Source organism: Bryocella sp. (genome assembly GCF_058498515.1).
In genome coordinates, this window is record NZ_JBMHYI010000013.1 from 1 (window position 1) to 19537 (window position 19537).

Here is a 19537-nt window from a genome sequence, read left to right on the forward strand (position 1 = left end):
GGTGGACGAGGACACCATCCGGCGGTACATCGAAAATCAGCAGTGGGACGATCCGGGAGAGAACTTCAAGATCACCGCGCCCACCGAGCCTTAAGCCGGCTCTCAGCCGGAAGCCTTGCAGTCGGCTTCAGCCGCACTCAGGCGACTTCCTGTCGCTACCCCACCCTACCGGCTTTCAGCCGTTAGTCGTTTAGGTTTCAGTTCCCAGATGCCAGAGGGCCAGATGCCAGAGGGTTTGGTTAGGTGAGTTGAAGGACGATGTGGTGGAGGCTTTGGGCCTGGGCTTTGAGCTGGGCGGCGGCGGCGGAGTTTTCCTCGGCGGTGCTGGCGGTGACCTGGGCGATGGCTTCGATGGTCTGGACGGCGGAGCTGACGCGGCGGATGCCGTCGACCTGCTCGCGGCTGGCGTCCTGGATATCCGTGATGATGGTGTTGAGGCGGAGGGACTGGTCGGTGATGCCGCGGACGGCCGAGGCGACCTGGGTGACCTTGGAGAGTCCGGCGGTGGCGTTCTGGATGGAGATGCCGATGAGGTCGGCGGTCTGACTGGCGGCTTCGCTGGAGCGGTGGGCGAGGTTGCGGACCTCGTCGGCGACGACGGCGAATCCGAGGCCGCTTTCGCCGGCGCGGGCGGCCTCGACGGAGGCGTTGAGGGCGAGGATGTTGGTCTGGAAGGCGATTTCTTCGGTGGTTTTGACGATGCCGGAGATCTTTTTGCTGGAGGCGTTGATGGTGTCCATGGCGCTGACCATTTCGTCGAGGAGGCGGTTGGCCTCGGCGAAGCGCAGGGTGTTTTCGGTGGCGATGGTTCCGGCGAGGTTGCAGCTCTCGGCGTTGCGTCCGGAGACGTCGGTGATCATCTGGGCGGAGGAGGAGATTTCGCCGATGGAGGCGGCTCCGTCGGTGGCGGAGTTGGCCAGCGAGACGCTGGCGGACTCGACCTGTGCGGTGGCGTGCTCGACCTCGGTGGCGGTGGTGTCGAGGTACTCGAGGACGATGCCCTGGGAGTGGAGGGAGCGGCCGAACTGCATCGCGAGCCAGACGGCGGGAATGGTCTCGACGACGACGTACATGGCATGAATGAGGACGATGCCGAAGCCTGCCTTGTAGTTGAAGACGCTGCTGGGGAGCCACAGCCAGAAGACGACGTGGTGCACGGCGATGACGCCGGCGGCGACGAGGATGGGCGCGACGCGGCCGAAGGCGACCATCAAGGCGAGCAGCGCGAAGATGCCGAAGTGGGCTTCGATCATGCCGCCGGCGACGTGAATCGTGAGGGCCGTGACTCCCATGGAGCAAACGGCCAGCGAGACCGGACCGAAGTCCCAGGTGTTGTCGGTGGCGAGGGCGATGCCTGGGCCGAGCAGCAATACGATCATGGCGCCGACGACCAGCAGCATGCTGGCATGCGTGACGGCCGCGAGGATCAGCAGGACGGGCAGGAAGGCAGCCATGAAGTAGAAGCCGAGCGTGCTGACCTTGCGGATGTAGGCCTTCTCGTAGTTGGTGACGGAGCCTTGCAGCGAATTTTGAGAGATGGAGGTCTGGGAGGTCATACGGGAGTCAGAGGTCCAGTCAGGGAAGGCGGTATTTCATGCGGAAGGGGTCGACCTGGGCACGGAGGCGCTGGCTGACGGCGCAGCCCATGAGAGGCATGGCGTGGGGTTCCTGGCCGGAGCGCAGGGCAGAGAGGATGCTGGTGTCCTGGTCGCCGAGCTCGCCATAGCCGCCGCGGTAGAGGATTTTGCTATTGGGCGAGACGATGACGAGCAGAGGGACGCCGACGAGGCCGATCTTTGCGGAAATGGTTTCGGAGTTGATGTGGCTGACGGAGAAGCCGCGGTCCTGGACGAGCTGGAGGTTATGGGGAGCGTCGGAATCGGGCGGCTCGGGGCCGTCGACCATGACGATCTGCTCGTCTACGGCGGGATGGGGACCACGGGCGGCGAGGCGCTGCAGGACTCGCTCGGAACAGGCGCAGCTGGGAGAGAGAAAGTGGACTTCGCGCCAGTGGCCGGGGGTGGCGGCGGGTGCGAGGGTGAGGATGTCGTCGCCCGGGGCCTGGAAAGGCATGTGGTAGCTCATGAGGATGCCGCCGCCGAGGACGACGAGGGCCGTCCAGCAGATGTAGAGAAGGCGGGATGAGAGAAAGGACGGCATAGGGGCAAACGCGGACTGCCGTCCTGGAGGGACGGACATGGGTCGCTTGCGGTTATCGGCCAGAGGGGAGTGGGAGTTCAGCGGGGCAAGCACGCGAAGGGGTGGTTCGCGGCGCGTTATGCCTCAGGGGTTGAAGCCCAGTCCCGAATCGACCCTTCAACGTACGAGCTAAAGCTCCCACCCTTCAAGGCAAGAGCGTTTGAGGAAAAGCGAGAGTGTTCCGCAGCTTGAGTTGGGACCTACGCTTCGTGTGCCGGTTGTTGGGGGGGTGCGCTACGCGCGCTGGGAGCGGGCGATCGCGGCGCGGGTTTCCTTGTCGGCTTCGCGCTTGCGCTCGGTTTCGCGCTTGTCCCAGTCCTGCTTGCCTTTGGCGAGGGCCAGCTCGCATTTGACCAGACCGTGGCGGAAGTAGAGCCGCGTGGGGATAAGGGTGTAGCCCTTCTGGTTGGTGAGGCTCTTGAGCTTTTCGAGCTCGCGCTTGTGGAGCAGGAGTTTCCGGGTGCGGAGGCTCTCGTGGTTCATCGCGTTGCCGTGCGAGAACGGGCCGATGTGGGCGTTCAGGAGGAACGCTTCTCCGTCCTTTAGCAATCCATAGGCATCCTTGAGATTAGCGTTGCCTTCGCGGATGGATTTGACCTCGGTGCCGCGGAGGGCGACGCCGCACTCGAAGCGGTCGGTGAGGAAGTAGTTATGGCTGGCGGAGCGGTTGAAGGCGGCATCGCGGTTGCCGGCGGCCACGGGGTCGCGGTCCTTCTCCCTGGGGGCAGAGGATTTTCCCTGAGTGGTAACAGTCGGGTTGGATAGCGAACGGGGCATCGGTACGTCCAAGAGGGGAGACAGCAGGTCTCCGAGTTCTTGATGCTAGCAGAGCGGCGAAGGGTGCAGTTGGCCTGTCGCCGACTGGATCGCTGCGGTTGTCACAACGCCTCGGGAATGGTTCTGCGAGACGTACAGAGGAGTGGTTCTGCAGCGATGAGGCCGGAGATGCGAATGGTAGTATGGAGCGAGCCCGACCCACCGCTCAGGAGCAAGAAACATGCTGTTGGGACACGCCCTGGAGCGGATCCTGGCCTCGGCCACCAGCAGCTTCTGAAGGCACGTGTGCGAGGCATTCCGGAGCAGGACGCGAGCATGCAGGGAAGCAGGATGGCAGGGCGCAGCGGGAGTCGCAAGGGTCAGTCCACGCCGCGTCGTAGGTGGGCCGCACGCTTAGCGGCTCTGACGATGATGCTGGGCGCGCTGTGGGCAGTAAGCGCGACTTCGGCGCACGCGCAGTCGGCGGCGACGTGGAACAAGCGGGGCGAGACCGCCGAGGCTCGCGACGACTACGATACGGCTTTCGAGGACTTTCGCCAGGCGCACCTGAAGAAGCCGAAAGACCTGAGCTATCGGGCGCGCTACGAGCGTTTGCGCTTTGAGGCGGCGAATCAGCATGTGGATCGCGGCCGGGTGTTGCGGGCATCGGGCGATGCGGCCGGAGCGGTGAACGAGTTCACACGGGCGCTGCAGATCGATCCGGGCAACCAGGCGGCGGCGCAGGAGCTACAGCAAACTCAGAGGGCATCACCCAACGCGGCTCCCACAGCGGGAGCTGCGGCGCAAGCCGCACTGGCTTCGGGAGATAACGGTGGCGCCGCGCCGATTACGCCGATGCTGGGCGAACAGACGCCGTACCAGAAACAGGTGCAGCGCGACATCCTTACGCTGGCGACGCCGGTGACTCTTCGGCCCGTCTCCGAGGATCCGGTCACGCTGGACATGGTGGAGGACACGAAAGTCGTCTACCAGGCGATCGGCAAGGCTGCCGGGCTGAATGTGATCTTCGATCCGGACTACACGTCCAAACGCATCCCGGTGAAACTGACGAGCATGAGCCTGTACGACGCTCTACGCATCGTGGGGATGCTGAGCGGGACGTTCTGGAAGCCGGTGACTCCGAACACGATTTTTGTGGCGCAGAACAATCGCGCCAAGCGCACCGACCTCGATGATATGGCGGTGCAGACGTTTTACCTGACGAACGTCTCGCAGCAGAACGATGCGAATGAGATTCTGGTTGCCCTGCGCAACCTGCTCGATCCGAGCGTGAAGATCTACCTTGTGGCCAGCCAGAATGCGATCATTCTGCGCGCGACGCCGGACGAGTTGATCCTGGCGGAGAAGCTGATTAACGATCTGGACCGGACACGTGCCGAGGTAGTGATCGACGTGGCCGTGCTCGAGGTGAGCCGCAACAAGGAACGCGATCTCGGGATCACCTTGCCGACCAGCATTGGGATTACGCCGCAGCAGAGTAACTACAACCAGAACACCGCCAACACCAGCACGACGAGCACGACAAGCACGACGAGTACGACGAACACCACGAGCACCAGCGGCCTCACGCTGAATACCCTGGCGAACCTGAATGCGACGAACTTTGCTGTGTCTGTCACGGGCGGTACGGTGAATGCTCTGTTGACCGATGCGGACACGCGCATTCTGCAGAACCCACGCATCCGGGCGACAGATGGGCAGCACTCGACGCTGAAGATTGGATCCAAGATTCCGGTGGCGACGGGATCGTACAGCTCGACGCTGAGCGCGGCGTCCAGCCTGGGTGTGCAGACGCAGTTCACGTACCTCGACGTGGGTGTGAATATCGACATTACGCCGACGGTGCACTACGACCGCGAGATCTCGCTGAAGCTGAAGATCGAGGTGTCGGCGCAGAACGGGCAGGTGACGATCTCGAGCGTGACGGAGCCGATCATCTCGCAGCGCGTGTCGGAGCAGGTGATCCAGCTGAAGGATGGCGAGCCTTCGCTGCTGGCCGGGTTGCTGCAGAAGCAGGACTCGACGTCGGTGAACGGGACGCCTGGCTTGGCGCAGCTGCCATTCTTCAAGTACTTCTTCTCCAGCCAGGACAAGACGACGCAGCAGGACGAGATTGTTTTCCTGGTGATCCCGCACATCGTGCGCGAGCAGGTACTGACGGACGAGAATACCGAGGCGATCTATACGGGCACCGGCACGTCGATCGAACTGATGCGGAAGGACCCGGCGAAGCTGGCAGCGGCGCGTGCCGAGCGGATGAATGCGGCGCCTCCGACGGGGCCTGCGCAGGATACGTCCGCGGCGCGCGCGGCCTCGGCGATGGTGGGCGCGATTGCCCGCGACGGAAACCCGATTCCGGCGGCTCCGGCTGGATCTCCTGCTGTGGTGACTCCTTCCGCGCCGGTTGCGGGGGGTGCGATGACGCCGGTTTCGCTGCAGGTGATTCCTCCGGCGACGACCCAGGCCGTCGGCTCGACCTTCCAGGTGGTGATCAAGGTTACGAACGCGCATGACCTGTATAGCGTGCCGCTGCAGATGCAGTTCAACAACAAGGTGCTGCAGCTGGTGGATGTGGACAGCGGCGACCTGATGATCCGCGACGGGCAGCCGGCTGCGCTGGTGCACCGCGATGGAGGCGATGGCTCGGTGACGATCACGGATTCGCGGCCGCCGCAGACGTCGGGCGTGAATGGCGATGGAGCGTTGTGCACGCTGACCTTCAAGGCCATCGGGGCGGGAGATTCGCCGCTGGCGCTGGTGAGGATCGGCGCGCGGGATTCGAAGCAGAATAACCTGCCCACGGTCGGCTCGCAGGGCATGGTGCACGTGAAGTAGAGCAAGGGCTCAGGGCCAAGGGTCCAGGGCCAAGGGGTAGATTACGGGATCCTTGAGGATGCAGCTTTCTTCCAACGCGAAATGCCGAAAGCCCGCAGAGGCAGGGTTGACGCTGGTCGAGTTGATCATCGTGGTCACGGTGCTGTCGATTTTGGCGCTGGCGGCGATTCCGGTGGTGAAGCTGCAGATCAAGCGGGCGCGGGAGACGGCGTTGCGGCGGGACCTGTGGGAGATGCGGCGGGCGATCGATGCCTACAAGGACGCGGCGGATAAGGGCGCGTTCCAGACCAAGGCGGACTCGATGAACTATCCGCCGGACCTGCAGACGCTGGTGGATGGCGTGGATGTGCAGACCAAGCACCTGCGGTTCCTGCGCAAGATTCCGATTGATCCGATGACGGGAACGGCAGACTGGGGAATGCGGTCCAACCAGGACGACCCGGATTCGGACTCGTGGGGAGGACAGAACGTGTTCGATGTCTTCACCAAGAGCAATGGGACGGGGTTGGATGGGACGAAGTACAGCACGTGGTGAAGAGTAGTGAATAGTGAGTAGTGAGTAGTGAGTAAAGACAGGCCGAACGGCTGCGGATTGCGATGATCACGATGGCGAGAACTCGGAGGCGGGACGGTGCGGGGGGCTTTACGCTCATCGAGCTGATCATCGTCATGGCGATCATCGCGACGCTGGCGGCGATTGCGATTCCGAAGTACGTCACGATTGTGAAGAAGGCTAAGGAGTCGGTGCTGCAGGAGGACCTGCACGTGATGCGCAATGCCATCGACAACTACACGGTCGACAAGGAAAAGGCTCCGCAGTCGCTGGAGGACCTGGTGCAGTCGGGGTATCTGAAGGTCATCCCGGTGGATCCCATGACGGGTCATAGCGATACGTGGATTACGGGGCAGTCGGACTCGATGATGGACATCAACCAGACGGACGGCGGGATCGACGATGTGCATTCGGGCGCGCAGGGTGTGGCGATTGATGGGACGGGGTATAACACGTGGTGAGCAGCGCGCGGTGCGCGTTAGCGGCTGCGCCGGGTAGCGCTTCGCGGTAGCGGCTTCGCCGTTACCTTAGGGCCCGATTCGGGACATTGGGTGGTGGTGGGGCTGGTCGTCCTATCGAAGGACACGACTGTACTGTCACCCAAATCTGGTGGCTTAGCGTCTAAGATGGTATCCAGAGCTGCGCCCCATCTGCCGATTTCCTCAGGGGCGGTGTCTCTTCGGGGTAACCCCACATGCGTGTCCTCACCCTCGCTACTTTGATGAGCCTTTCGGTCGGCGCTGTGGCGCTGGCCCAGACGACTTCGTCCTCTTCGCCCTCTGGGACATCATCTGGGACTCCTGCTGCGACGTCATCCGCGCCGGGTACCAGTCCCGCTCCGGCGGCGTCCGCACCAGCAGCACAGGATTCGAGCAAGCAGCCTGCGGCGAAGCCGAACGCTTCCGCGCAGGATAGCGACGCCACGATTGCGGCGGAGCACTCGGCGAATGCGGATGCGGATAAGGTCATCGACCCGAAGGCTGATCCGAAGGCCGATTCCAAGACGGATGGGAAGAAGTCCAAGGACGCGAAGGCGACCGATGTTGCCGACTCGAAGAAGGATGACGATATTCCGAACCCGGGCGATCAGCTGGACCCGCACATCAAGAAGGGCAGCGAGGACGATGTGAATGCGATCGGCACGCGGAACATCGGCGGGCGGGGCATGGGGAACTGGTACTCGATCAACTCCGAGATTGGGATGGGCAAGCAGTACTCGATGGAAGTGGAGAAGAGCTCGCACCTGGTGACGGACCCGGTGATCGTGGAGTACGTGAACCGCGTGGGCCAGAACCTGGTGAAGAACTCCGATGCGAAGGTGCCGTTCACGATCAAGGTGCTGGACACGGATGAGATTAACGCGATGGCGCTGCCGGGCGGATTCTTCTACGTGAACTCGGGGCTGATCCTGGCGTGCGATTCGGAAGATGAGCTGGCGGGTGTGATGGCGCACGAGATCTCGCACGTGGTGGCGCACCATGCGGCGCGCGAGATGACGCGGCTGAACTACATGCAGATCGGGTCGATCCCGCTGATGATTTTTACGCAGGGTACGTGGACGGGCTACGGGATCTATGAGGCCGCGCAGCTGGCGGTGCCGATGGCGTTCCTGCAGTTCTCGCGGAACTTCGAGGCTGAGGCGGACTATCTGGGCGTGCAGTGGATGTACAAGGCCGGCTATGATCCGCAGGGCATGGTGACGATCTTCGAGAAGCTGTCGGCGCTGGAGAAGCACAAGCCCGGTGCGCTATCGCGGGCGTTCAGCGATCATCCTGCGACTCCGGATCGGATTGCTGCTGTTGAGACGGAGATTGCGACGATCCTGCCGGCCCGGCCTGAGTACCTGGTGACGACGAGTGAGTTCGACACGGTGAAGGCGCGGCTTGCGCGTATCCAAAACAAGCGCGGGCTGAACGACAAGAAGAATGGCAACAAGCCGACGCTGCGGCGCACGGCGAGCACGAACAACGACCCGAACTCGACGACGAACTCGAATGATGGCCCGCCGACGCTGGGGAGACGGAATTGAAGAGCCAGTGAATAGTGAGTAGTGAATAGTGAAGAAGGGCAACGGCGTGGACTTCGGTTCGCGCCGTTGGCTTTGCGGTGCTCGACAAGATGGGTTCGGGGAACTGTAGAGGGACGAGGCGTTCAGGAGAGGCGAGGAGCGAGTCGCTGGGCTGGAGTCAGGCACGCTGTTGAGCTTCGAGGGGAGCAGCTATGAGCGATGAGGAGAGTTGCAGGTTGTTTCGCCTGGCTAGGACGTTTTGAGACAATAGAGGGATGAGCAACACGGAGCAGAAGCACACTACCGGCTATACCGACGACCATGCGGCGGCAGGTCTTGATGTCCAGTTTCCGGCCATCGAGACGTGGCGGAACCAGTTTCAGAAGTATGAGATTTTGATCGACGATCCGGAGTTTACGAGCGTGTGCCCGAAGACAGGGCTGCCGGACTTTGGGGTGCTGAAGATCCGGTACATGCCGCGCGAGAAGTGTCTCGAGCTGAAGAGTTTGAAGGAGTATCTGTTCACGTATCGCAACCTGGGGATCTTTCAGGAGAACATCGTGAACCAGGTGCTGGACGATGTGGTGAAGGCGACGGACCCGGTGTGGGCGGAGATTGTGGGAGATTTTCGGCCGCGTGGCGGGATCTCGACGGTGGTGACGGCGCGGTATCCACGGAGTGAGGAGATGCGGTAGGTGTTTCCGTTCTCCACGCCTTTTGCGATGTGGTCGCCATTGCGCGTGGAGTTGGTGCAGCAGCGGTTGGAAGAGGCGATAGGTCCACCGTCGCAGATGTTCCAGGTGAAGGCTCTTTCGGGCAAGGTGAGTCGCGAGGGTGTCGCGATCTACGTGACTCCGCGGGGAAGAGGCGCGCAGACTGCTCGCGTGCTCAAAGCCCGGATGATCTCGGATGGCGGTGGAACGCGGTTAGAAGGACAGTTCCGGCTGCGCTGGGGCAACGCCATCGCCCAGCTGATCATGTTCCTGATTGTTTCGGGCGTGTTGATGAATCAGCTGTTCGAGGCCCTGGAGAGAGATTCCGGCGGCTCTCGGGTCGGGGCATTGGCCGGCCCATTTCTGCTCTTCGTCGTTGCATTCGGTATCTTCCTGGGGCCGATTTTCAGTCCTTCTAAGGACAGGCGGCTCGTTGTGGGGCTCGAGATGCTACTCGCGTCGGAGAGACCGAAGTGGCTGGATGATGCCACAAGTTAGAAGGTGAGATGCAGCGGAAGGATAGGCTTCGAATGGCTGACCGAGACTTGGCACCGGCATCCTGCAACCCACATCTCTTCGAGATACGGGGCACCCGGCTTTGGTGGAATGAGTCGGCTGGGCCGGAGGATTGGGTGGTATTCTCACGGCATCGTGACTACTTTTTCTGTTCGAGCGTGCGTTGCCGCGGTGGCGGCTTTGTCTCTTTCCTTGTCGTCTCCTTCGTTGCTGGCGCAGAACCCGCCGGATACGCCGGAGGCTGTGATGGTGAAGGCGGTGGATGCTTCTACGGCGGCGGATGTGGCGTTGCTGGAGCAGATGGTCGACATCAACAGTGGGACGATGAACCTGGCGGGCGTGGTGCGGGTGAAGGATGTGATCGAGCCGCAGCTACAGGCGCTGGGATTCAAGACGACGTGGCATCCGATGGAGCAGGTGGATGAGCGTGCGGGCGATCTGGTGGCGGAGCATCCGTGTGCGCTGGGCAAGGGCAAGTGCGGCAAGCGGATGGAGCTGATCGGGCACATGGATACGGTGTTCGAGCCGAATTCGAGCTTTCAGAAGTACTCGGTACTGCCGGGTACCAACGGGAAGGTTGCGACCGGGCCGGGCACGGGCGATATGAAGGGCGGGCTGGTGGTGATGCTGAGCGCGCTGCGGGCGATGAAGGCCGCGGGCGTGCTGGACAAGACCGAGATCACGATCGTGCTGAGTGGCGATGAAGAGCGAGCGGGCGCGCCGGTGTCGGTTTCGCGCAAGGACATGATCGACGCGGCGAAGCATAGCGACCTGGCGTTTGAGTTTGAGGGCACGTCGCCGAAGGGTGGCGCGGAGGGACCGGATGCGGTGCGGCTGGGACGGCGGAGCTCGGAGACGTGGCTGATTGAGACGACGGGCAAGACGGGACACTCGTCGCTGATCTTTGGGGACGCGATGGGGTATGGGGCGATTTATGAGCTGGCGCGCATCCTCGATCAGTTCCGGACGGAGCTGCAGGAGCCGGGGCTGACGTACAACGTGGGCCTGGTGGTGGGCGGAGCGACGGCGGAAGAGAATGCGGCGAAGACAGGCGGCGATGCGACGGGCAAGCCGAACGTGATTGCGCCTACGGCGCTGGCGAAGGGCGACATCCGGGCGCTGAACCAGGAGCAGAACGATCGCGTGAAGAAGAAGATGGAGGCGATTGTGCGCGACCATCTGCCGCGGACGAGTGCGCGCATCGAGTTCTACGAAGGCTATCCGGCGATGGGGGTGACGCCGGCGTCGGAGGCGCTGCTGGCGCAGATGAACGAAGTGAATGCGACGCTGGGGTTGCCGCCGATGGCGATCATCGATCCGAAGGAGGGCGGCGCGGGGGACATTTCGTTCGTGGCCCCGTATATTCCGGGGCTGGTGGGCGTGGGCGTGATGGGAGCGGGATTCCACGCGGAGGGCGAGACGGTGTATCTGGAGTCGCTGCCGCGGCAGGCGAAGCGGATGGCGGTGTTGATGTATCGGCTGAGTGGGCAGGGGAAGTAGGTAAGAGGGGGTTGGGGGTTAGGTGTTGGGCTGCCTGCGTGTTTTTGTTCTGTAGAGGTTTGAGGGGAACAGGTATGAGCTAAGAGGAAAGGCGCGTTCTCGGGGGGACAGAGAGCGGGGGGCGTGTGGTGTCGGGGAGATCCTGCGAACCCACGTCTCAGAATCGAGACGTGGGGCACCCGGATTTGTGGGATGCACCCAGGATTGCTGCAGGGTTGGTATTCTCCGAGAGGCTGTGATTTCGCGGCGGCCGGGGGATGCTGATGGCGGAGAGCGTTACGAAGCCGGTGGGTGGTGCAGCACAAGGCGCGGCTAAAGGCGCGACCGTGGCGCTGGTGCTGTTGACGGCGATGAACTTCGTCAACTACCTGGACCGGTACATTCTGTTTGCGGTACAGGAACCGGTGAAGCATGAATTCGGGCTGAGCGATGCACAGGTGGGTTCGCTGACGCTTTGGTTTATGGTGGCCTATGTTGGCGCATCGCCGATCACGGGTTGGCTGGGCGACCGTTTCCCGCGGAAGCCAATGATCGTGACGACGGCGCTGATCATTGCGGCGATGAACTTCTTGACGGCGTATGTTCACGACTACGCGTCGTTGAACTTTCGGCACGCTGCGCTGGGTATTGGTGAGGCGAGCTTTGGAATCTTTGCTCCAGCGCTGCTGGCGGACTTTTACGCAGAGGATCAGCGTAACCGGGTGCTGACGATCTTCAATATCGCGCTTCCGGTGGGAGCGGCTGCGAGCTTCGAGATGGGGTCGTGGATTGCGAGCCACTATGGCTGGCGGATGAGCTTTGTGTCGTCCGCGGTTCCTGGGGTTCTGGTGGCGTTGCTGATTCTTGCGTTTCTGAAGGAGCCGAAACATGCGAGGCTCCAATCAGAATCTTCGGACGGGACCAGCTCACAGGGCTCCCAGGCAAAGAAGACTTACTGGTTTGAGTTATCGCTGCTGCTGAAGAATCCGGCATATCTTTGCGCGATTCTGGGCTTTGCGGCGATCACGTTTTCGCTGGGCGGCATTACCGCGTGGATCTCCGCTTTCCTGCAACGCGTGGGTGGGTATTCGCAGCAGGCAGCTGGCGGTGTGATGGGCCCGATCATTGTGGTAGCGGGCTTTGGCGGTACGGCGCTGGGTGGTTGGATCGCGCAGGTGTGGTCGAGGAAGACCTCGAAGGCGCTTTATTTCGTGCCGGGCATTAGTGCGGTGCTTACGATTCCTCCTGCGGTGGTGTGTTTTTTCGGACCGAGGGCGCTGATGGTTCCTTCGTTGAGTGTGGCGGTGTTTCTCGTGTTCCTTGGGACTGGCCCAATCAACGCGGCGACGCTGAATGCGGTGCCCGCGAACCTGCGCGCTACTGCGATGGCGGGGCAGTTGTTCGCGCTGCATATCTTTGGGGATATGTTTTCGCCGACGTTCATCGGCATGATCAGTGACCGGTCGAACCTGCGTTATGGGCTGGCTGCGACGCTGGTGACGTTTGCCATCGCGGGAGTGATCTTCTTCTTCGGCGCGCGGTATGCTCCGGAGCTGCATCACTCGGTGGAGCAGCCGCAGGCAGCATGAGCTGGCACGTTACTCCGTTCTGGAGCGCATGGATCGAGCTGGGAGCGTGGGGGATTGCGGGCACGTGGTGCGTGCGTGCGACCGCGGTGCTGCAGAAGCTGCCGGGGATGGCGGACCTTACTTCTTCTGTATGGAACATCATGCCGGAGCAGATGCCTTCGGTGGTGGTGGTGGTGCCGGCATGCAATGAGGCGGAGAGCATCGGGGCGTCGCTGGACTGCTTCCTGACTGCGGATTATCCGGAGCTGTTCGTGCTGGCGGTGGATGACCGGTCGACCGATACGACGGGCGCGATTCTCGATGAGTATGCGGCGAAGTGGCCTGACCGCATTGGGGCTTTGCACATCACGGAGCTTCCTGACGGCTGGCTTGGCAAGGTGCACGCGATGCAGGCGGCGGTGGATGCTACGGACTCGGAGTTCTTGATCTTTACGGATGCGGATGTACTGTTCTCGCCGTCGATCTTGCGGCGTGCACTGGCGTATGCGGAGGCTGAGGATACGGACCACCTGGTGGTGATGCCGACGGCGCAGGTGAAGTCGCGTGGCGAGGGCATGATCCTGGGGTTCTTTCAGCTGCTGGGGTTCTGGGCGGCTCGGCCATGGAAGATTGCTGACCCGAACGCGCAGGATGCGATTGGGGTGGGGGCGTTCAATTTGTTGCGGCGGTCGGCGCTGGAGGAGATGGGCGGCATGATGCCGCAGCGGCTGACGGTGATCGAGGATGTAACGCTGGCGCGGAGGATCAAGGCGGCGGGGCTGAAGTCGCGATTGGCGTTTGCGCCGGGGCTGGTGCTGGTGCATTGGGCGAAGGGCGCGGGCGGTGTCATTCGCGTGATGACGAAGAATCTGTTCTCGGGCTTTGGGTTCAATCCGTTGCTGCTGGCGGGCGCGGCGTTGTGGATTGTGATGTTCTTCCTGGCACCGCTGGCGGGGTTACTGTGGCTGCCTACGCTGCTGCCGTCGTTGCTGGTGGTGCTGGCGATTGCGTCGATGTACCGAGTGATCGGGCAGTACAGCTTGATCGATGCGCGGTATGGATGGGCAGCTCCGCTGGGCGCGGTGATGTTTTTGTATGCGATGCTGCGGTCGCTGGCGTATGCGTGGTGGCGGGGCGGGATCGAATGGCGGGGAACGGTGTATCCGCTAAGTGAGCTGCGGTCGTTCAATAGCCCGTTTACGTGGATGCGCGAGGGGATGGAGCGGCGACATCGGGCGCGGAGGGCTGTGCCTTCGCGGTTGAGGCGGTGGGTGGATCGGTGGAAGGGGTAGGGAGTTGTTGGTTGTTGGGTGCTAGTTGTTAGGTGTCTTGCGGGCCGGGGCGTGTTTGATCTGTAGAGGTATGAGGGGAATAGCTACGAGCAATGAGGGAAGGCTTGTTGGAGGCGTGCTATGTTGGAGGCATTCCAACGAGGAGGTCTGACATGCAGACTATCGAAACTCTTGAGACCATCGACAACCTCCACTCCTTTCGAGCGCAGTAGTAAGCGGCGCAAGGGTTATCCCTCCGAAACTAATGTCAAGCGTGGTCTGCGGATTGTGCGCGGTCACAAGGACCTGCTCGAGAAGCTGGGGCGGAAGGATCTTTGTCCGTGTGGATCCGGCAGGAGCTTTCAAGCGGTGCTGCCTGGGGTCGGGGCGGTTTGATGGAAGTAATCGACATTACTTCTTTCCGCGAGTGACAGTTGTTCCCAGGGCCTGGATTCTGCTGGCCCACATCTCTTCGAGATATGGGGCACCCAGGTTGGTGGTGGGAGCAGACCGGGTTGCCGATTCAACCCATGTCTCAGAATCGAGACATGGGGCACCCGGTTCGTGCAATGCAAGAACGGCGTCCCTGGGGACGCCGTTCTTGTGTTGCGCGTTGTGATTTGAAGTTAGACCTCGACTGCCTGATGGCCGTAGCGCTTCTCTACGTAGTCGTCTAGGATGACCTGGAACTCTTCGACGATGTGGTCGCCTTTGAGGGTCATGGCTAGTTTGCCGTCGATGTAGACGGGGGCTTTGGGTTCTTCGAAGGTGCCGGGGAGCGAGATGCCGATGTTGGCGTGCTTGGATTCGCCGGGGCCGTTGACGATGCAGCCCATGACGGCGAGCTTGAGCTCTTCGACGCCGGGGTAGATTTTTTTCCACTCGGGCATGGACTCGACGAGGTAGTTCTGGATGCGCTCGGCGAGCTCCTGGAAGTAGGTGCTGGTGGTGCGGCCGCAACCGGGGCAGCTGGTGACCTGGGGCATGAAGCTGCGGATGGAGAGCGACTGCAGGATCTGCTGGGCGCAGCGGACTTCTTCGGAGCGATCGCCGCCGGGCGTTGGGGTGAGCGAGACGCGGATGGTGTCGCCGATGCCGGCGAGCAGCAGCGGCGAGAGGCCGGCGGTGGAGGCGACGATGCCCTTCATGCCCATGCCGGCTTCGGTGAGGCCGAGGTGCAGGGCGTAGTCGCAGCGGGAGGCGAGCTCGGTGTAGACGTCGATGAGATCTCTTACTCCTGAGACCTTCGCAGACAAGACGATCTGATCGCGGCGGAGGCCGTAGCGCTCGGCGGCTGCCGCATTATCGAGAGCGGAGACGACCATGGCTTCCATCATGACGTCGCGGGCGGGGAGTGGGTTCGCGGACTTGGAGTTCGCGTCCATCATCTTGGTGAGGAGGGCCTGGTCGAGCGAGCCCCAGTTGACGCCGATGCGGACGGGCTTCTGATACTCGACGGCGCACTCGACCATGGTGCGGAAGTTGTCGTCATCTTTGCGGCCGATGGAGACGTTGCCGGGGTTGATGCGGTACTTGGAGAGCGCGCGGGCGCAGTCGGGATATTTGCGGAGCAGCAGGTGGCCGTTGTAGTGGAAGTCGCCGACGATGGGCGTGGTCCAACCCTTGGCGCGGATACCTTCGACGATGGCGGGGACGGCCTGCGCGGCATCGTCGTTGTTGACGGTGATGCGGACGAGCTCGGAGCCGGCGCGGGCGAGGGCGGCGATCTGCTGGACGGTGGATTCGACGTCGGCGGTGTCGGTATTGGTCATCGACTGGACGACGACGGGCGCGGAGGAACCTAGCTTCACTCCTCCTACATCGACGGTGGCGGATTTGCGGCGAAGGGCTTGCGGCATCGGTTCTATTTTACCGCTTCGGGTCGTTGGGAGGGAGGAGCCGAACGCGCCGGACGCGGAGGGACGCGACGGGCTTACGCCGGGAGGAAAACACGGAGGACACGAAGGGCACTAAGGTTTCACAACGGAGAGGCGAATGCCAGGAGCCAGGGGCGCGAAGGTGCACAACGGGGCCTGGGAGAGTGTGGGAAAGACGAACGCGGGGTTCGCGGAGTACGCGGTGGGGCGCGGTGTTATTGCAGTGGGAGGGATTGGAGGAGGCCGCCATTGCGGGAGAGGGCATTGGGGCCTCGGGGGAGTTTGAGGGGGGAGGCGGGGCCGAGGTCGCGGTTGAAGAGCTCGCCGTAGTTGCCTGTGGCTTCGAGGACGTGGGTGGGCCAGGCGTCGTCGAGGCCTAGGGGGTGGCCTAGCTCGCGGGTGAGGCCGAGGAGGCGGCGAAGGGTGGGGTCGGTGGACTTGGAGGCGGTGGCGAGGTTGGTGTGGGTGAGGTTGCGCTCTTCGGCGGCGACGAGGAGGTTGAGAGTCCAGGTGAGGATGTTGTGGAAGCGGTTGTCGTCGTTCGTGCCGGAGCGGGAGGCCATCGCGAGGGGATCGGGGGCGATGGTTTCTTGGAGGAGGGTGTAGTTCGGTGCGCTGGATGCTAGCGAGACGCGGACGGCGGCTAGGCGGGTGAGGTCTCCGGCGAGGGCGGTGCAGTTGTGGGTGGAGAAGGCGGCTTCCATCTCGCCTTGTTCCTGGAAGGGAAACGGGGCGAGGGTGAGGCGGTGGTCGTCGAAGTAGGCGTGGAGCTGGGAGTCGATCTCGGTTTCGGCGAGGTAGCAGACGCGCTGGCCGGACAGTTGCGCGAGGGTGGTGATGTGCGTGGCGGCGGGCACGAGGATGCCGATGGCGTCGTAGAGGACGGGCTGGGTGAGGAGGATGCCGGGCTGGGTGGCGTGGGTGAGGTCGTCGGAGACGGTGGGGACGAGGTCGATTTCGCCGGCGCGGAGGGCGTCGAGGGCGGTGTCGTTGTCGGGATAGCCCTTGAGGGCGTAGTGGGCCTGGGGACCGAGGATGGCGGCGGCTACGGCGCGGCAGAGGTCGGTGTCGAAGGCGACGCGGGGGCCGTGCTGGTCGGCTAGGGTGTACTCGGGTTCGGACTGGTTGATGCCGCAGAGGAGGGTGCCTCGGTGGCGGATGGTGGTGAGGATGTCGGAGGGCTCAGAAGCAGGTCTCTCCGCTGCGGCGCTGCGCGCCTCAGGTCGAGATGACACATTTTTCTGGGGAGCGGGGACCTGTGGAGGGCTAACTGCGGTGGTGCCCCAGGTCCGAGAATCCGGACCTGGGGCACCCGGAGTGGTGGTGGGGATAGACTGTGGTGCTGATCCGGCCCACGTCTCAGAAGCGAGACGTGGGGCACCCGGGGTTTGGGCACTCAGGAACAGCAGATCCCCTTCGGGGATGACAACAAGAAGGACAAGAGCGGTGCAGGCGAGTGCGATCGCTCTCATGGCTTCCAGGTGCCGGAGCGGGGATCGCCGGGGGTGGTATTGGGGCGGGGGTTGAAGTCGGCGGGGACGGGGTTGGGCAGGTCGGCGTCGGTGGGCTTGATGTGGAGGGCCTTGCAGCCCTGGCCGCCGTAGTGTGGGAAGGCTGTGAGCTGGGCCTCGGGGATGATGGCGTAGCTGGCGGGCAGGAGCTTGCGCTTGCCGAGGAGGCGGGCGTTGTCGAAGCCGGTCAGCAGGTCGGAGACGCCGGGGGTGAGGTCGTCGGCGGGGCCGAGGAAGTCCTGGTGGTACTTGTCGTGGCCGATCTTGCGGGCCTTCAGCTCGTCGGGTAGGTCGGCGAGGGGGATGAGGTCGAAGAGCTCGTCGACGAACTTGATGATGGAGCTGTGCTCCGAGGGCTCGTGCGCGATCGCGTGGCTGACGCCGTAGGGCGAGATGAGCAGGAAGGGAATGCGGGGACCCTGGTCGAGCGGCAGCCCCTTGTTGTCGCGCGAGCGGACGTGGGGCTGGGTGTGGTCGTAGAGGCCGTCGGTCTCGTCGTAGGCGATGAGGATGGCGGCGTGCGGCCAGTAAGGGCTCTGGGCGATGGCGTTGATTTCTTTCGCGAGCATGGCTTCGCTGAGGGCGGAGTCGGAGTAGCCGGGGTGATCGTCGTCGCCGGCGAAGTTTTTCTGGGCGATGGGCGAGGGATCGGCGGGCTTCATGCCGAAGATGTTGCCGTAGCCGCCGCGGATGTAGAAGACGCCGGAGTCGGGAAGCTTGCGGTCGGTGATGTCGGTGAAGAAGGTGCTGAGCGAGTGCATGTGGATGTTGGCGAGGGGATTGTCCGCGACATAGCCGAAGTACTGTGGCGCGTTGTGATGCGCGACGTAGCCGACGTGCAGGGCCTTGCCAGCGGGATCGTTGGGCTCATGCGCGTAGCCCTGCTGGTACCAGCCCCAGTGGATGGGAGCGACGCCGTGGCCGGCGATCTTGGCGATGTCGTCCTGGATGTCGGGGAGATCCATTGCGGGGTTGTAGTCGGCTGCAGTGGTCTTCGCGATGTCCGAGCCCATGAAGGAGAGCGGCAGCGAAGCGTAGGTGAGGTTGAAGGCGAAGGTCTTCTCGGGGTTGGGTTTGGGCTGGGCGGGGTTGCCGGCTTCGTCCTGCGCGAGGGCCCAGTAGGGACGGGCGTTGCCGACGGTGGGCATGGTGGCCCCGTGGGCGCCTTCGGCGAGCTCGGGGTGGAGCATCCACTGGGTCTCGCCGGTCTGGCCGGAGATCATGCCGATGGCGTTGGGGCCTGAGGGGCCGACGACGGTGTCGAAGAAGTGATCGAAGAGGGCGAAGCGATCGGCGTACTGCCAGAGGAAGGGGGCGATGTCGCAATCGACGTGGGCCATGACGAGCTCGCCCATCTGCTTGCGGGCGAGGGAGGGAAGCTTGGAGGGCTTGCCCGACTGACCTTCGCTGAGGGTCACGCCTTCTTCGCTGAGGGCGTACTGGTCATTGCGGGCGACGCCTGCGGCATCGAGATTGAGTTTTCGGGAGATGCCGACGTGGGAGTGATCGACGGAGTCGATGTCGGTGGGATAGAGGGGGACGACTTTGCCGTTGATGTCGGTGACGGTGGTGGGGATGCGGAAGGGGGAGATGGTGGTGACGGTGCCGTCGAGGTTGACGATGGGCTGGGTGAAGCCGGCGACCTGGGAGGCGGGCTTGTTGTAGAGGCCATCGGCTCCGGGATAGTTGCTGAAGTAGAAGTCGAAGCTACGGTTTTCCTGGAAGAGGATGAAGACGTACTTGATGTTCTTCTTCAGGAGCGCGAGCTTCTGGTCGTGGGTGAGGCGGGGTTCTTTTTCGACGCGGCTGGCCCACTTGGAGCTGATGGGGTTGGAGGCGGGTGCTTTCTCTATCGCGGCCTGGGCAAGGAGGGCGGTTGGGGAAAGGGCGAGGGTCAGCGCGAGTGTGGAGCGCCTGATTCGTGCGAAGAGGGGGTGTGTCGTGGCGGGAGGCATTCGCTGCGATTGTTACAGGAGGGTTACGGGTGGGGCAAGGATGCCGAAACGGGTGATCGAGTCGCGTTGGGAGTCCCGAGCGAGGTGCATGGGTGCCGCGTGAGACGAAACTCGGGGGTCCTTCGTCCGTCGCTGCGCTTCTCAGGATGATGGCGAGAGACAAAGGCAACTGCAAAGGCACTGCGACAGCAACAACAAGGGCAAAGGCGAACGCAGAGGACGCAAAGGTACGCAACGGTTTTCTTGCGATGGACCCCAGGGGTGAGTGCGGGCCC

At 63.0% G+C, this 19537-nt stretch carries 16 protein-coding genes; 10 read left to right on the top strand and 6 right to left on the bottom strand.

Annotated features, from left to right (window positions below):
• Window positions 1-239: 239 nt before the first annotated feature.
• From AC5E6W_RS03865 to smpB, 3 genes are all read right to left on the bottom strand, one after another.
• Entirely contained in the window at window positions 240-1556 is a 1317-nt protein-coding gene (locus AC5E6W_RS03865) for a methyl-accepting chemotaxis protein (RefSeq protein ID WP_491750944.1), read from the bottom strand.
• Window positions 1557-1575: 19 nt separating this feature from the next.
• Window positions 1576-2160: a hypothetical protein gene (locus AC5E6W_RS03870; protein ID WP_491750945.1), complete on the bottom strand. Its 585-nt coding sequence runs from the start codon at window positions 2158-2160 to the stop codon at window positions 1576-1578.
• Between the two features lie 273 nt (window positions 2161-2433).
• Entirely contained in the window at window positions 2434-2976 is a 543-nt protein-coding gene (gene smpB, locus AC5E6W_RS03875; protein ID WP_491750946.1) for an SsrA-binding protein SmpB, read from the bottom strand.
• Window positions 2977-3144: 168 nt separating this feature from the next.
• Between smpB and AC5E6W_RS03880 the strand changes: the two genes are divergently transcribed.
• The 10 genes from AC5E6W_RS03880 to AC5E6W_RS03925 all read left to right on the top strand — a co-directional run bounded on the left by AC5E6W_RS03880 (window position 3145) and on the right by AC5E6W_RS03925 (window position 14315).
• Window positions 3145-5811: a secretin GspD/PilQ domain-containing protein gene (locus tag AC5E6W_RS03880; RefSeq protein WP_491750947.1), complete on the top strand. Its 2667-nt coding sequence runs from the start codon at window positions 3145-3147 to the stop codon at window positions 5809-5811.
• Window positions 5812-5869: 58 nt separating this feature from the next.
• The gene (locus tag AC5E6W_RS03885; RefSeq protein WP_491750948.1) at window positions 5870-6346 is read left to right on the top strand and encodes a type II secretion system protein; all 477 of its coding nucleotides are present in this window, start codon (window positions 5870-5872) and stop codon (window positions 6344-6346) included.
• Window positions 6347-6417: 71 nt separating this feature from the next.
• Window positions 6418-6825: a type II secretion system protein gene (locus AC5E6W_RS03890; RefSeq protein WP_491750949.1), complete on the top strand. Its 408-nt coding sequence runs from the start codon at window positions 6418-6420 to the stop codon at window positions 6823-6825.
• Window positions 6826-7058: 233 nt separating this feature from the next.
• Window positions 7059-8393 carry a M48 family metallopeptidase gene (locus AC5E6W_RS03895; RefSeq protein ID WP_491750950.1) on the top strand — a complete coding sequence of 445 codons (1335 nt, stop codon included), beginning with the start codon at window positions 7059-7061 and terminating at the stop codon, window positions 8391-8393.
• Window positions 8394-8647: 254 nt separating this feature from the next.
• Window positions 8648-9067, top strand: a complete 420-nt coding sequence (gene queF, locus AC5E6W_RS03900; protein ID WP_491750951.1) for a preQ(1) synthase — start codon at window positions 8648-8650, stop codon at window positions 9065-9067.
• Window positions 9068-9583 (top strand): hypothetical protein, encoded by a 516-nt coding sequence (locus AC5E6W_RS03905; protein WP_491750952.1) that lies wholly within the window; start codon window positions 9068-9070, stop codon window positions 9581-9583.
• A gap of 210 nt (window positions 9584-9793) precedes the next feature.
• Complete coding sequence (locus AC5E6W_RS03910) at window positions 9794-11101, top strand: M20/M25/M40 family metallo-hydrolase (RefSeq protein WP_491750953.1); 1308 nt, start codon at window positions 9794-9796, stop codon at window positions 11099-11101.
• A 263-nt stretch (window positions 11102-11364) separates the two neighbouring features.
• Complete coding sequence (locus AC5E6W_RS03915; protein WP_491750954.1) at window positions 11365-12669, top strand: spinster family MFS transporter; 1305 nt, start codon at window positions 11365-11367, stop codon at window positions 12667-12669.
• A complete protein-coding gene (locus AC5E6W_RS03920) occupies window positions 12666-13940 on the top strand; it encodes a glycosyltransferase family 2 protein (protein ID WP_491750955.1) in 1275 nt (424 codons plus the stop codon). Before AC5E6W_RS03915 ends, AC5E6W_RS03920 begins: the two co-directional genes overlap by 4 nt.
• A 120-nt stretch (window positions 13941-14060) precedes the next feature.
• Complete coding sequence (locus AC5E6W_RS03925) at window positions 14061-14315, top strand: SEC-C metal-binding domain-containing protein (RefSeq protein WP_491750956.1); 255 nt, start codon at window positions 14061-14063, stop codon at window positions 14313-14315.
• A gap of 230 nt (window positions 14316-14545) precedes the next feature.
• Here the strand turns inward: AC5E6W_RS03925 and ispG are convergent, their stop codons facing one another.
• The 3 genes from ispG to AC5E6W_RS03940 all read right to left on the bottom strand — a co-directional run bounded on the left by ispG (window position 14546) and on the right by AC5E6W_RS03940 (window position 19262).
• Window positions 14546-15778 carry a flavodoxin-dependent (E)-4-hydroxy-3-methylbut-2-enyl-diphosphate synthase gene (ispG, locus tag AC5E6W_RS03930; RefSeq protein WP_491750957.1) on the bottom strand — a complete coding sequence of 411 codons (1233 nt, stop codon included), beginning with the start codon at window positions 15776-15778 and terminating at the stop codon, window positions 14546-14548.
• 233 nt (window positions 15779-16011) lie between these two features.
• Window positions 16012-17031, bottom strand: a complete 1020-nt coding sequence (locus tag AC5E6W_RS03935; protein ID WP_491750958.1) for a type 2 periplasmic-binding domain-containing protein — start codon at window positions 17029-17031, stop codon at window positions 16012-16014.
• 233 nt (window positions 17032-17264) lie between these two features.
• Window positions 17265-19262, bottom strand: coding sequence for an alkaline phosphatase family protein (locus AC5E6W_RS03940; protein WP_491750959.1), 1998 nt, complete (start codon window positions 19260-19262; stop codon window positions 17265-17267).
• Window positions 19263-19537: the final 275 nt, after the last annotated feature.

Bases quoted from the DNA above. Each gene is read 5' to 3' on its own strand.
- AC5E6W_RS03865 (WP_491750944.1), bottom strand. From the start codon at position 1,556: ATGACCTCCCAGACCTCCATCTCTCAAAATTCGCTGCAAGGCTCCGTC.
- AC5E6W_RS03870 (WP_491750945.1), bottom strand. From the start codon at position 2,160: ATGCCGTCCTTTCTCTCATCCCGCCTTCTCTACATCTGCTGGACGGCC.
- smpB (WP_491750946.1), bottom strand. From the start codon at position 2,976: ATGCCCCGTTCGCTATCCAACCCGACTGTTACCACTCAGGGAAAATCC.
- AC5E6W_RS03880 (WP_491750947.1), top strand. From the start codon at position 3,145: ATGCGAATGGTAGTATGGAGCGAGCCCGACCCACCGCTCAGGAGCAAG.
- AC5E6W_RS03885 (WP_491750948.1), top strand. From the start codon at position 5,870: ATGCAGCTTTCTTCCAACGCGAAATGCCGAAAGCCCGCAGAGGCAGGG.
- AC5E6W_RS03890 (WP_491750949.1), top strand. From the start codon at position 6,418: ATGGCGAGAACTCGGAGGCGGGACGGTGCGGGGGGCTTTACGCTCATC.
- AC5E6W_RS03895 (WP_491750950.1), top strand. From the start codon at position 7,059: ATGCGTGTCCTCACCCTCGCTACTTTGATGAGCCTTTCGGTCGGCGCT.
- queF (WP_491750951.1), top strand. From the start codon at position 8,648: ATGAGCAACACGGAGCAGAAGCACACTACCGGCTATACCGACGACCAT.
- AC5E6W_RS03915 (WP_491750954.1), top strand. From the start codon at position 11,365: ATGGCGGAGAGCGTTACGAAGCCGGTGGGTGGTGCAGCACAAGGCGCG.
- AC5E6W_RS03920 (WP_491750955.1), top strand. From the start codon at position 12,666: ATGAGCTGGCACGTTACTCCGTTCTGGAGCGCATGGATCGAGCTGGGA.
- AC5E6W_RS03925 (WP_491750956.1), top strand. From the start codon at position 14,061: ATGTTGGAGGCATTCCAACGAGGAGGTCTGACATGCAGACTATCGAAA.
- ispG (WP_491750957.1), bottom strand. From the start codon at position 15,778: ATGCCGCAAGCCCTTCGCCGCAAATCCGCCACCGTCGATGTAGGAGGA.
- AC5E6W_RS03940 (WP_491750959.1), bottom strand. From the start codon at position 19,262: ATGCCTCCCGCCACGACACACCCCCTCTTCGCACGAATCAGGCGCTCC.